Annotated in this window: 12 protein-coding genes; 8 read left to right on the top strand and 4 right to left on the bottom strand. The window is 58.5% G+C overall.

The features are described from left to right. The first annotated feature begins 1 nt into the window (after position 1). A complete protein-coding gene (locus HV796_RS04180) occupies positions 2-292 on the top strand; it encodes a barstar family protein (protein ID WP_175225188.1) in 291 nt (96 codons plus the stop codon). Between the two features lie 69 nt (positions 293-361). Continuing rightward, positions 362-571, top strand: a complete 210-nt coding sequence (locus HV796_RS45360) for a hemagglutinin repeat-containing protein (protein WP_175225289.1) — start codon at positions 362-364, stop codon at positions 569-571. 862 nt (positions 572-1,433) lie between these two features. Here the strand turns inward: HV796_RS45360 and HV796_RS04170 are convergent. Beyond that, positions 1,434-1,529, bottom strand: a complete 96-nt coding sequence (locus HV796_RS04170; protein ID WP_281369757.1) for a SymE family type I addiction module toxin — start codon at positions 1,527-1,529, stop codon at positions 1,434-1,436. A gap of 45 nt (positions 1,530-1,574) precedes the next feature. Between HV796_RS04170 and HV796_RS43990 the strand changes: the two genes are divergently transcribed. After that, positions 1,575-3,128, top strand: coding sequence for a ribonuclease domain-containing protein (locus tag HV796_RS43990; RefSeq protein WP_246355676.1), 1,554 nt, complete (start codon positions 1,575-1,577; stop codon positions 3,126-3,128). A gap of 3 nt (positions 3,129-3,131) precedes the next feature. Next, positions 3,132-3,419 carry a barstar family protein gene (locus HV796_RS04155; RefSeq protein WP_175225187.1) on the top strand — a complete coding sequence of 96 codons (288 nt, stop codon included), beginning with the start codon at positions 3,132-3,134 and terminating at the stop codon, positions 3,417-3,419. A gap of 989 nt (positions 3,420-4,408) precedes the next feature. Here the strand turns inward: HV796_RS04155 and HV796_RS04150 are convergent. Next, a complete protein-coding gene (locus HV796_RS04150; RefSeq protein ID WP_175225186.1) occupies positions 4,409-5,581 on the bottom strand; it encodes a porin in 1,173 nt (390 codons plus the stop codon). A 523-nt stretch (positions 5,582-6,104) separates the two neighbouring features. Between HV796_RS04150 and HV796_RS04145 the strand changes: the two genes are divergently transcribed. The 4 genes from HV796_RS04145 to HV796_RS04130 all read left to right on the top strand — a co-directional run bounded on the left by HV796_RS04145 (position 6,105) and on the right by HV796_RS04130 (position 11,290). Next, entirely contained in the window at positions 6,105-6,500 is a 396-nt protein-coding gene (locus HV796_RS04145) for a nuclear transport factor 2 family protein (RefSeq protein ID WP_175225185.1), read from the top strand. Positions 6,501-6,803: 303 nt separating this feature from the next. Continuing rightward, a complete protein-coding gene (locus HV796_RS04140) occupies positions 6,804-7,181 on the top strand; it encodes a DUF2946 domain-containing protein (protein WP_175225184.1) in 378 nt (125 codons plus the stop codon). A gap of 91 nt (positions 7,182-7,272) precedes the next feature. Next, positions 7,273-9,714 (top strand): TonB-dependent receptor, encoded by a 2,442-nt coding sequence (locus HV796_RS04135; protein WP_175225183.1) that lies wholly within the window; start codon positions 7,273-7,275, stop codon positions 9,712-9,714. A gap of 76 nt (positions 9,715-9,790) precedes the next feature. Further along, on the top strand, positions 9,791-11,290 hold the full coding sequence (locus HV796_RS04130) for a PepSY-associated TM helix domain-containing protein (RefSeq protein WP_175225182.1): 1,500 nt from the start codon (positions 9,791-9,793) through the stop codon (positions 11,288-11,290). 5 nt (positions 11,291-11,295) lie between these two features. Here the strand turns inward: HV796_RS04130 and HV796_RS04125 are convergent, their stop codons facing one another. Next, positions 11,296-12,066, bottom strand: coding sequence for an HvfC/BufC N-terminal domain-containing protein (locus tag HV796_RS04125; RefSeq protein ID WP_175225181.1), 771 nt, complete (start codon positions 12,064-12,066; stop codon positions 11,296-11,298). A 3-nt stretch (positions 12,067-12,069) separates the two neighbouring features. Beyond that, the gene (bufB, locus tag HV796_RS04120; protein ID WP_246355675.1) at positions 12,070-12,933 is read right to left on the bottom strand and encodes an MNIO family bufferin maturase; all 864 of its coding nucleotides are present in this window, start codon (positions 12,931-12,933) and stop codon (positions 12,070-12,072) included. Positions 12,934-12,938 lie beyond the last annotated feature (5 nt).

The following is a 12,938-nucleotide window of genomic DNA, read 5'->3' as shown; positions in this document are numbered from 1 at the left end:
TATGAAGCTGATTATCGATGGATTACAAATATCAAGTGAAGAGGATTTTCATGACGCGATTGCAAAAGGCCTTGCTTTACCCGCGTGGTATGGGAAAAATCTGGATGCATTATGGGATGCACTTACCGGTATGGTTGATCGACCCGTTGAATTGGTCTGGATACATGCGGAACGGTCGAAGAGAAAATTGCCTAGATATGAAAAAATTGTTTCTTTGTTGAAGGATGTCGAAAAAATGGATCATGAATCGGGTCGAGAAGAAGTATTTGTCCTTAGAATTGTGGAGAATTAGGATTTTCAGGATTCCTTTAAAGTCGAAATATCGATGATCGGTTTCGAAGCGTGAGGCTATTAATCTTCGATAAATTTTGAGATTTCCGGCTTTTGCGCATTTCATGAAACTGGATTTCAATTTCGCAGAAGAGCTGGCGCTCAAATATCTGTCAGAGTAGGAAGTGGTATGACGTGGACGAATACGCATATCAATGCGGGGAACACGCTGACACTCCTATCGGATGGCGATACCAACCTGATAGGTGCAGTATTTCACATCTTCGTCAGCCCAGACTGATTCGGCGTGAATGGTTGATCGGCAGCGATGGATGGACGGTGAATACGAGTTTGGTTTCGCGTACAATGAGTTTTCCAATGCGTTTGATTCTGTTACAGAACGACTAATGCTTGAAGTGCTTACGCTTGTTCTAGCCACCGGTCGTGGTGGCATTGAAGAGTTTCATCGAAAAAATCGGTGAGCTTACCGCTGAGGAATCGTTGGAAAATATTCTTAATGCACTTCCTGATGGTGAGTCAGAAGAATTGCAACAAGATCTAAGGTTGCTGGGACTTATATGGATAGACAAGAAACGTAGTTGCGGACGAGGTTCTTGATTGTAGCTTCATTGAAGCGGGCGTAATAACAAGCCTGTCATTGCGTCGATGTGAGTGGTATAGGGAAGATCGACCATCAATGAGAAATGACTAATGCATGCGGTGGTGAAAAGTATATCTCGAACGTGTACAACACCAGGACGAGAAGTTCGGGTGGGAAGAGAAATTTGCATATGACCTTTGCTAAACGGACAAGCCCGCTCTTCAAACAGCGCAGCGATACGCAAGCGGCGAATTCACGTTAAGGAAGGCGGATCAATACGGCCAGCGTATCAACACTAAGATTGTACTGCAAGGTAAAGGCTCAGCGTCAGGGCAAACCAGTTAACTATTTCGTTTTTCGACTTGGCAAACCGAATGGGACGCCTGAAATGTCTTGGGAAATCAAGCGAAGTAGTTTAGATGGCGTGACTCTGTCAGCGGCCTTCAGCTCGCGAATCGATGAAGACACAATGGCACATATAAAGAGCCAAATCGAACAATTCCGGGTATGGTGGTAAGCGTTCAACCCGGCTGCTGCCGGGTTGATCATTTGTGAGAGTCGATCAGGCGGGGGTGATGACGAGCCTGCCGCGCTCGACTTGGATTCTCACGCGCTGACCCGGCGAGAATCCGGCCTGCTGTAGCCACATGCCGGCGATGCACAGCCACGGAAGAAACCTTGGTGTTCGCTAGGTCCAATGGTGATGAGCGCATCAGGCGATGCGGGTTCAACGACCAAAAGCGCGATCAGCGGCGGTGTGATCACCATCACCGATGGCGTCAAGCAACAGCAGCTGACCGGGCAGACGGCTGAGGAGGCGGTGGCCGGTATCAATCGCGATACGACGGACACGCAGGCGACCCTTGCGCCGATCTTCGACAAGGACAAGATCGAGGCGGGGTTTGATATCACCAGCCAGTTCATCAACCAGGTGGGGACGTTCGTCAGTAACCGGGCGAAGGAGGCGGATGCGGCGACGCAGGCTGCGAAGGATCCGAATCTGACGCCAGAGCAAAGAGCCGAAGCGCAGCAACGCGCGGATGAGCTCAACAAGGAGTGGGGCCCGGGCGGTGAATATCGTCAGGTACTGACGGCATTGACGGTTGCGACAGGCGGCAATGTGACCGGTGGCATGGGGCAGTACGCGCAGGCCGCGACGGTCGCGTATTTGCAGGAGCTTGGGGCGGTTCAGGTCAAGGACCTGATCAGGACGCTGGACCTTGACCAGACGCCGCAAGGCGAAGCGGCGCGCGCGGCCTTGCATGCGATTGTGGGGTGCGCGGGGGCGGCGGGCTCGGGTGCGAGCTGTGGTGCGGGTGCGATGGGGGCGGCGGCCAGTTCAGTGATCGGCAGTTTGCTCAAGCCCACGGACGACATGACGGCCGAGCAACGGCTGGCTCGCGAAAATCTCGTCAATAACCTGATCGCGGGTGTGGCAACGGGCATGGGCGCAAGTGGTGCGAACACGGCCGCAGCGGCAGGTGCGGGGCAGATCGAGGCGCAGAACAATCAGGTTGGGATGCTTGGGCCCAAGAAGAATCCGCTGTCGGTTGAGCTGGTGAAAACGTACTGTGCGACGGGCACGTGCACGGATGAGCAGGTGAAGCTGCTGGTTCAGGTGCAGAACCAGATGAATGAGGCGAGCGGCAACAACGCGATGGTTGTGGCTGGATCGGTCGCGATCGTGGCAGCGATACCTGCGCTGGCGACGCTTGGACCGGAAGCGTTGGCGCTGGCATTGTCGAATCCGGCCGCGGCGGTGAATGCTGGCATCATTACGGTGGAGACGGCGGCGGCGATTGCGACGAATTCGATTACGCCGGGGGTGGTGGTTGAGGTCACGGGCACCAAAGGGGTGAGTACAGGGGCTGAAAGTGCACTTGCCTATGCCGGATTGAAGCTTGATCTGAAGACTACAGAGGCTGCGAACGAAGTGGTCGAGAGCTTGAGGACTACGGGGCAACTTCCGAGCAACTACGTGACCCAAACAGAAGCGGCTCTGCAGGGATGGAAGCCAGGAAAGGCGCTGAACAACAGTGTTCCCGGTGGGCAGATGGGCGGTGACGTGTTTAACAACACCACCAATATATTGCCATCAGCGCCTAATAGAACATGGTACGAGGCCGATATTGGCCTACAGAACACCATGTCTCGGAGTAACCAGCCTGGCACGAGGTTGTTGTATTCGAGCGATGGATTGCTGTATATAACGACTGATCATTACAAAACTGTAACCCCTATTGGAAATTGGAAGTAGGCTATGAAAATCGAGCTTGATGGCCAGAGCGTGTTGACTGAAGCGGATTTCCATCAGGAGTTGGCGTCGGCTCTTGGCGTGAAAGCGTTTTACGGCTGCAATTTGGACGCCCTGTGGGACTTGCTCAGCTCTGGAGTGGAGCGACCAGTTATGTTGGTTTGGAGAAACTCTCAAGTTTCGAAAGAAGCTATGGGTGCCCCATTTGAAAAAATTCGAGCGATTCTCGAACGTGTAAAACAACAGGACGAGAAGTTCGGGTGGGAAGAGAAATTTTCGTATGAGCTTTGCTAAACGGACAAGTCCACTCTTCAAGAAGCGCAGCGATACGCAAGCGGCGAATTCACATTAGGGAAGACGGATCAATACGGTCAGCGCATCAACACCTGAGATTGCACTGCCATGTATAGGCTCAGCGTCAGGGCAGACCGGTTATCTACAGTGTGAATGGATGATTCAACCGGACGGATCGTTGAAGTTAAATACGCATTCGCTGGGCTTACGAGGAGCCGCCGATGAGCATTTCAATGTCTAACCGAGTGCGATATCTTGGACCAGAATCGTTAACGAACAATTCAAACCCGGCGGTATTGGATACGTCATTGAAGACTATGATGGCGGGGACTTCGAGGTTGGAACTTTCGAATCCTGATGGTACGACGAGAGCGACCGTTGTGCTCGCAGGACACGAGCTTGACGTAGCACAGCCTTAATTGCTCGCGGCAGCCTGTTTCATTGCCACGAGCGACGGATCCTGTATTACCGAAGTGAGCTACAAGTGACCTCTATTGAACATATCGACGACATCGTTCGTGGCTCATTTGGACTATCGATTCCGGGTCTGTTCAGTGCTATCGGTGGCTGGAATCCTTCGTTGTCTTTCGAAGAGCATAAAGAGGCATTCTTCTGCCTCTTGGAGATGTTATTCCGTGCTGGATAAATTAAATTTAATGCTCCGGGTGCGGATTGTTATGTCTCACCCGAAAATCCATATCCCCGCCTTACGATTAATGACGACGAAGCTCACTGGCACGAAGCCCCTGAGAAGATCGTTTCCGAATTTCGTTCTCAGTGGCCGGGGCGCGTGCATGACGAAGATGATTTGGACTTGCTGACCTATTTTTACAGCATGCCTGGAATCATTTGGGTCGGAGAAGGGGGAGAGTTCGTTGCATCGTGAACCGCGAAGCTGTTCATTCGACCTTAGTCGCGAAACTGCCGATAGCTTGGAAGAAGCTCTTGAAGCACCGATCCGCCCTGCGCGGATTGCCCGCACGCACCATTCAGAACTTGTGACGGACACCGATCATCGCCATCGCCTGCTTGTCGGTACTCGCGTCGTTGCCGAAGTCGCCCATCGATGCGACCGCGGTGACGAGTTCGCCTGTCGACGCGCTAAATGTGTCGCCGGACGCTTTCTGATAACCGGCAAGCGCATAGAGGTCGGTGCGCCTCGAAAGATAGTAGTCGGCTCCGACGGTGAACTGGTTGTAACTCGCCGTCACGTCGTTGCCGCTGCCCTTCGTATAGTTGTAGCCCGCGCCAAGCGTGACGGCCGGCGTGACCTGATAGTTCAGAAAGGCCTGACCGGTGTTGAACTTTGTGCTGTTGTCCCGGCCCTCCGCGGTGGCGTAGTCATGGTAGGCCACGTTGCTATAGGCGAGACCCACGGTGAACGGACCGAACGCATAGTCGCCGGTTGCACGGATGATCTGCATCGAGTTGGCCGACACGAAGCCGCCGCTGATAGCCGGCGAATCGATTGCGAAACTGTCTGCGCTCGGATTGAGACCGTCGAACGTCGCGGCACTGCCGTTGTCGCTGTTGGCGTGGAAATAGCCGACGCCGAAGCCGAACGGGCCATGATTGTAGGCTGCTGCGACCGCGTAGGTCTGGCCCGCGCTCGGGCTGCCTGGCACACCGCCCAATGCATACATCGACGACCACTGGAAGCCCGCGTAGTTGGGGCTTGTATATTTGATCGAGTTGTTCGTGCGGTAACTGTCGTCGTAGTTATCGATGTCACCCGGCGTCGCAAACGCCGAGCCGAATGTATCGTCGTCCGTCAGAGGCTGGAGCAGATCCACCAACGGATCGTACTGGCGTCCGAGCGTCACCGAACCATAGGCCGCGCTGCTCAAGCCCACCATCGCGGTGCGTCCGAAGATCCGCTGCCCCTGGCCGAGTGCGCCATTGTTGATATTAAAGCCGCTTTCGAGCTTGAACACCGCCGACAGGCCAGCACCGAGATCTTCATTGCCCTGTAGGCCCCATCGGTCCCCCGACTGGTTGCCCGAGGTGAGCTGGAACGTGTTGCCCGAGCCCTGCGCGCCATGCTGGTTGCTGAAGAAGGCCACGCCCGTGTCGAGCGTGCCGAAGAGCGTGACGCTACTCTGCGCATGAGCGACCGAGGTCATGGCGACGAGCGACGCGGCGGTCAGAATCATCCTTTTCATGATAGTAGTCCACAAGAGAACGGGTATTTTGATTGAGTCGGGTAACCAGAAGAATCTGGATTCCTTACTGTTTTTACGAACGTCATCGGTATCGTGAGCACTGCGTTGATCCAGCACGCGTATTGTCCGCGCGCGTCGCCGCCGCCAATAATCGTTTCGGGAATGCACTATTTCGAAATTCGGAATTTACTTGGATTTCCGGGAAATAAATGCTTTATCGTCCTAACTGGAAACAGACCGACAATAACCTTTCGTTGACGAGTTCAGAAACTGAAGGTACAACTGCACATGCAAGCCTTCACGTCCTTCGTGATTGCGATCCGCCATCATGCGCATTACCCACTGAGGATTGCCAATGGAGAGGTGCATACGGCGGAAATTCGCAGCAACTCGCTACGAAGCCTCGCCGGCAAAGACTGCCCCCTAAAGGTGTTGTTTTTGGGGCGGGTGGAGCGGGCTTATTCTGCTCTATGGTCATCTCGGCCACAGAGCGTTTTCTTTCCAGATTCCCAAGTTAAATCGAATGAACCCTGAACAACTGTGCAAAAGCTACCTCGCCGCGATGAACGAGGGTAATGCCGATAGGGTATTGGCGCTATTTGTGCCGGGTGCCACTGTCGTCTCCCCGTTGTACGGCACCATGTCCGCTGAAGCCTTCTACCGTGAGTTGTTCGTCGACACAAACCGTTCCGACACGACTCTGCTGCATATCTTCGATACAACGAACGACGGCTCGTCCGTAGCCCTTCATTTCCACTATAAGTGGACCCTGAAAAGCGGCAAGGTGGTGAATTTTGAATGTGTCGATGTCTTTAACCTGACGCTGGCGCGCGACCGGTTCACCGAATTGACCATCATCTATGACACGGCACCGCTAAGAGCGGATTTCAATGAGACCCACGCTTCTCGCCTAAACTGACGGCCTTAGTCATGGGTGGCAGCGTCGAAATAAATGATGTCCTCGGCCAGGACCTTTTCCTTCGCTAACCCAAGCCGCTCGGCCCTCTACTGTAGGCGGAATGCGGGGCTGCCCCGATGAAGCGGAGCCGACTGCGGTTTGCATAACGGGCGGCCCCAAACGGCAATCCATACCTGTGCTGGGCATTCATCGAAGCGGCCAACTTCGCGATGCACTTTAGCGCCGAAGCCAGCACGCCTATCTCGCTGGTTTCACTCAATGCGAGATGTTAAACTCCGCACGGTTTTTATCCGCTCCCGCACCATGACTTATCGCGCACGCAAACGGTTGACCGCATGGCTTGGCATCATTGCCATGTGCCTCGTCATGCTCGTGCCGCTCGTCAGTCAGCTCATCGTGTCGGCTTATGCGGACGCGCCGGGTGCCGTGCTTTGCTCGGCGCTCCAGCCGGACGGGGGCGATACCCATCGGATGAACGGCGATCCGCTCGCCGCGTGCGGCTACTGTGATCTCCTCGCGGACCACGTCGCGGCGCCAACCGTGCCGCCGATGATGCCGGTGCTGATCGTGCTCGTCGCGATCGCGTTGGCGCCCGTGCTATCCACCCGCTTCACGCCGCTTGGCGCCTTCCCGTCGGGCCGCCCACGCGCCCCTCCGCGCCCCGTTCTGTCGAGTCTGTAAAAGAATCGCAACGCCTTGACGGCGCATTGCGACCCTGCCGCGCCTTCATAGGGAGAACGCGGCCAGCCTTGCCTTGACGGGATTTCTTCACATGTCCATTCCGCGCCATTCAGGCACGGTATGCGTTGTGCCGCGTGTACTCACTCGTGCACTGCTGCTGTTTGCTGCCGTGGGCGTGACCCACGGATTCGCCGTCGCCGCCGGCGACACCCCACCCACACCCGCCGCGGACAACGACAGTTCGCCCGGAGCGGACAATCACGCAACTGGAACGCCCGGTGACACCAAAGCCTTGCCGGCCGTCCAGGTCACCGGTCAGCGTTCCTTCGCGGAAAAGAACCAGCTTCCGCAAACCACGCAGAGCATTACCGCAAAACAGATAGACGAGACGATCAATGCAACGGACGCGTCCGATGCACTGAAATACATGCCGGACGTGCTGGTGCGCAAGCGCTTTATCGGCGACACGCAGGCACCGATGTCGACGCGCACCACCGGCATCAATGCGAGCGCGCGCAGTCTGGTCTACGCGGACGGCGTGCTGTTGAGCGCGCTGATCAACAACAACAACCAGAATGGCTCGCCACAATGGTTCATGGTGTCGCCGGATCAGATCGAGCGGGTCGACGTGCTATACGGGCCGTTCGCCGCGCAGTTCCCGGGGAATTCGTACGGCGCCGTCACCGAAATCACAACCAGAATGCCGAAGCAGTTCGAGGCGAGCGTCGCGGTGACCGGCGCGATCCAGCAGTTCGACCTGTACGGCACTCACGAGACCGAACCGTCCCAGCAATACAGCGCGACGCTCGGCGACAAGGTCGGCAAGCTGTCGTGGCTACTCTCCGCGAGCCATCTGGACAGTTTCAGCCAGCCGATCACGTTCGGAACGGTCCCGCAGTCGACCACGCCGGCCGCAGCGAATCTGCCTGTCGTGAACGGCGCGTTTGCCGACCGTAACCGTACCGGGCAGCCGATTCAAGTGATTGGTGCGGGCAACTTCATTCACACGATCCAGGATAACGCGGCGCTAAAAGTCGCATACGACTTCACGCCGACGCTCAGCGCGACGTACGCACTCGGCTACTGGCAGAACAACCAGAAGGCGCGCGCGCAGACCTATCTGCAAACCGCCGACGGTACGCCGTTCTACGGCGCGACAAGCGGCAGCGTGAACCTCGGCGGGTTCGCGTACAACGCGGCAACGATCGCCGGACAGTTCACGGCGAACAATGTCGAGCAGGAACATCTGATGCAAAGCCTGACCGTCGATAGCCACACACAGGGGCCGTTCGACTGGCAGTTGATTGTCAGCAACTTCTATTACCTGCAGGACCTGAGCGCGCTGTCGAGCGGCGTTTATCCGGCGGCGCTCGCAGGCGGCCCGGGCCGCACCACCGATATGGGCGGCACCGGCTGGACGACCGTCGACCTGAAGGGCACGTGGCGGCCGCAAGGCATCGCCGGCGCGAACATCGTGAGCTTCGGCGCGCACTACGATCAGTTCAAGCTGGTGAGCCCGACTTTCAACACGACCAACTGGGCATCCGAAGGCGAAGATGGGTCGCTCTTCAGCAATTCACTCGGCAAGACGCAGACCGCTGCGTTATGGGCGCAGGACGTCTGGCGCATCGCGCCCTCGTTGCAGGCGACGCTGGGCGGCCGCTTCGAAACGTGGCGTGCGTATGACGGCTTCAACTTCGCGACCAGCAGCAACGGCGGCATATCGATCAATCAGCCGAGCCTGAGCCGCAATGGCTTCTCGCCGAAGGCGTCGCTGCGCTGGGACCTGTCCGACATCTGGTCGATCACTGGCTCGTTCGGCAAGGCGCTGCGCTTCCCGACCGTCGGCGAGCTGTACCAGACCGTGCAGACCGGCACGACGTTCGTGCAGGCTAACCCGTTCCTGAAGCCCGAAAGCGTGCTGTCCGGCGAACTCGCGCTCGAGCGCGACGTCAGCGACGGCCAGCTGCGGTTGTCCGTATTCGACGAATACGTATCCGACGCGCTGATCTCGCAGACATCGACGGTGCCGGGCTTCGCGACACCGGTATCGGTCACGCAGAACGTCGGCAGGACACGCGAGACGGGTGCCGAGATCGCCGGCACGCAGGACAACGTGCTGATCAAGGGGCTTTCGCTGTCCGGCAACCTCACCTATGTCAACGCGCGCATCCTGGAGGACGACGGCTTCGTGTCGTCCTCCGGCAGTACGGCGGTCGGCAAGCAGGTGCCCTACGTGCCGACATGGCGTGCGATGCTCGCGGCGACGTACCGGCCGGATAACCGCTGGGCCTTTACGCTTGCCGCACGTTACAGTTCGCGCCTCTTTGCGACCGTCGACAACAGCGACAGCAATCCTGCGACGTATCAGGGCTTCCAGAGCTACTTCGTGATGGATGCGCGCGTGCATCTGCAACTGGACAGGCACTGGGGCGCCGCGCTCGGCGTCGACAACCTGAACAACCGCAAGTACTTCCTGTTCCACCCGTTTCCGCAGCGCACGTTCTATGCAGAGCTGAAATATGACCTTTGATCGACCGGTCGCGGATCGCGCCGTGCCCGGAAATCAAGCCGGCCGGCGCGTGGTTAACCTGAAAGAGAGGTGTTCCATGTCCAGTACTGCAACCGACGCGCGTTCAACATCGGCTGTCGCGCCGTCGGCGAGCCGAGGCTACCGCACGCTGTGGCGCTGGCATTTCTATGCCGGTCTGTTCGTGATGCCGTTGCTCGTAGTGCTGGCGTTGACCGGCACGCTGTATTGCTTCCAGCCTCAGATCGAGCCGCTGCTATATCCGCACCGGCTGGTCGTCACGCCGCGTGTCGTAGCGCCCGTCGACGAAGATGCGTTGCTCGCGAATGCGCGCCGCGCGCTGCCCGTGGGATCGGTCGCCACGACGGCCCGTATCTCGTCTCGCCCGGACCGTAGTGCGGAGTTCATCTTCCGGCTACCGGGCGGCGACAGGCAGAGCGTGTACCTGAATCCATACGACGGCGCGGTGCTTGGCACGCTGAGCGTTGACGACCGCTTCATGCAGGTCGACCGGATGATTCACCGCAAGCTGCTGCTCGGCAAGCCTGGCGAACTGCTGATGGAACTGGTCGCGTGCTGGACGCTCGTGATGGTCGGCACCGGTGTGGCGTTGTGGTGGCCGCGCGCAGGCACGACGCTGCGCGCCGCACTGGCGCCGCACTTTACGCTGCGAGGCCGACCGCTGTGGAAGAGTGTGCACGCCGCGCTCGGCGTCTGGCTTGCGCTCGGTGCGCTTGCGTTCGTGATCACGGGCCTGCCGTGGACCGGTTCATGGGGCAAGCAGTTCAAGTCGCTCGCGACGAGCGCCGGTCTGGGTTCACCGCCGGGCTCGTGGGGTGGGCTGCCGCTGCAGTCGACGTTGCCGCGAGACGCCGCTCGACAGCACATGCGGACGGCCGTGAATCCTCCCCATGTGATTGGCGATCAGGCGACGCACCCATCGCATGAGTCGGATATGAATGCGATGCCGGGCATGACGATGGACGATCTACCGCTGCCGCAAGTGCCATGGGCTGTCGGTGCCGCGCCGGTGCCGCAGTCGCGCGACGCCGGCAATTCGGCGTGGACGCTCGGCCGTGTCGTCGCGCGGGTGCGCGCACTCGGCCTGACAGATGGCTATGACATCGCATTACCGGCGTCCGCCACCGGCGTATACACGGTGTCGTATTTCCCGGCCGATCCGAAGCTCGAACGCACGCTCTATATCGACCAGTACAGCGGCGCGGTTCTGAAAGACATCCGTTACGGTGATTACGGCGCAGTGTCAAAGGCAGTGTCTTACGGCACGTCGCTGCATATGGGCCGCTACGCCGGTCTTGCGAATCAGCTCATCTGTACGGCGATTTCGCTCGGACTCGCGACGCTCGCTGTCACCGGCTGCGTGATGTGGTGGAAGCGCCGGCCAGCCGGTACGCTCGGCGCGCCCACGCGCGAGCGCGCCACTGTGCCGATGCGCGGCTGGGCGCTCGGCCTCGTGGTGCTCGGTATGGTGTTTCCGCTGATGGGCGTCACGCTCGTCGCAGTCTGGCTAGTCGACCGCACACTGTGCGTCAGATGCCGCCGCACTTCGCCACCGTGAGCTTTTTATCGTGTCGCTAAGCCGGTGATTGCGCTAACCTCGATCCAGCTTTTCAGTTGCGTTGAGATATCGAAACAGGGATCAACACCCAAGGCGATGTCGATTGCCTCGTTCAATGTCCGGCCGCCTTGCAACGCGATGAATGCCTCGTGTGCCGCGCGGCTTTGATCGACTACGAAAGGCCGCCAGTGTGGCCGCACGACGAGTATCCACACCGGCCTATCGATACGTTCGGGAGGGGTTCCGTTAGCCTGGTGCGCACGCCAGATGTCCGCAATGGCGTGACGCGAGTGCATCGCGGCGCAGGCCGGATGCACTGCGAGCCTGTTGGCGAGCAGTCTTTCGCTGCTGGTTTGCTGCCACTGTTGCGCGCTGAGCGCCATCGCGTCGGCGGCGTACCACGCGGTATGAACGGCCCACTCGAGCCGCGCTACGTCCCCGAAATAGTCGTAGCGTGAATTCCGTTCCCAGTCCGAAATGAATGCAGCCAGTTTTGCTCCGAACTGGTTCAGATCGCCGCTACGCGATGGAAATACGCGGACATAGGCGCGCGCAAGTGCCGAAAAATACGTTTCGCCCGTCAGCGCCCGCAACACAGGATAGGCGTCTGCCAGCGCGACGCGCCAATGTGCCTGGGCGTTACCGCGGTACACGTCCAGGCGCCGCGCTGCGATGTCCGCGCTTGTCGAAAGCTGCCCGACTACTGAAGACTCGTTGTCCGGGTCGCGCATCGCATCGGCGAAACGCTGTTGAATGTCGTCGAGTGGCGCCTTCACCGATCACGGTCCCTGATTCAAGTCCATAAGGCGAGCTTGATGCTCGCGCGCCTTGTTCGCTTCACCCAGCAAGTCCGCAAACGGCGGTATGTGGGTGTCCCATTCAATCAGGGTGGGACGATGACCGAAACGCCGCAGCGCGTATTCGTACAGTGTCCAGACGTCCGCTGTCACGCGGGAACCATGATCGTCGATGACCGCGATATCGGTCACGCTATGTCCTGCAAGATGAATTTCACCGACAACATGTGGTGGGAGCGCATTCATCGCGCTGATCGCATCCTCTCCGTGATTGCGTTGATTGACGTAGAGGTTGTTGATATCCAGCAGCACGCCACAGCCCGTGCGACGCGCAAGCTCGGCGAGAAAGGCCGTTTCGCCGTACTGGTCGGATTCGAATCGAACATAGGCCGACACGTTTTCAAGCAGGATGGGGCGTGCGAGCGCTTCCTGAAGTGTATCGACCCGCACGCGCAGATGATCGAGCGCCCCGTCGGTCAGAGGCAACGGCAGCAGGTCGTTGAGATAGCCGGACGTCGCTTCGTTCCAGCAAAGGTGCTCGGACACCAGCGCCGGACAGATACGGTCGGCAAGGCGCTTGAGCTTGCCGACATGCACGGTGTCCAGCGGCGTCGCCGAACCGAGGCCCAGCCCGACACCATGAAGGCTGACGGGAAGATCATGCCTGACCGTCTCCAGCACATGAAGATCGTATCCGCCGTCGCCGAAGTAGTTTTCGCTATGCACTTCGACCCAATCGACCGCGGGCACGGCTGCAAGAAAATCGGCGTAGTGCGTGTGCCGCAGTCCGACGCCGACACCCGCCGGTTCAGCGAATACGTTGCGTTCATTCAGAAGCGCTTTCACGGTTG

It is taken from the genome of Paraburkholderia humisilvae (genome assembly GCF_902859855.1).
GTDB classification, from domain to species: domain Bacteria; phylum Pseudomonadota; class Gammaproteobacteria; order Burkholderiales; family Burkholderiaceae; genus Paraburkholderia; species Paraburkholderia humisilvae.
This window is presented reverse-complemented; position numbering and strand designations above follow the sequence as displayed.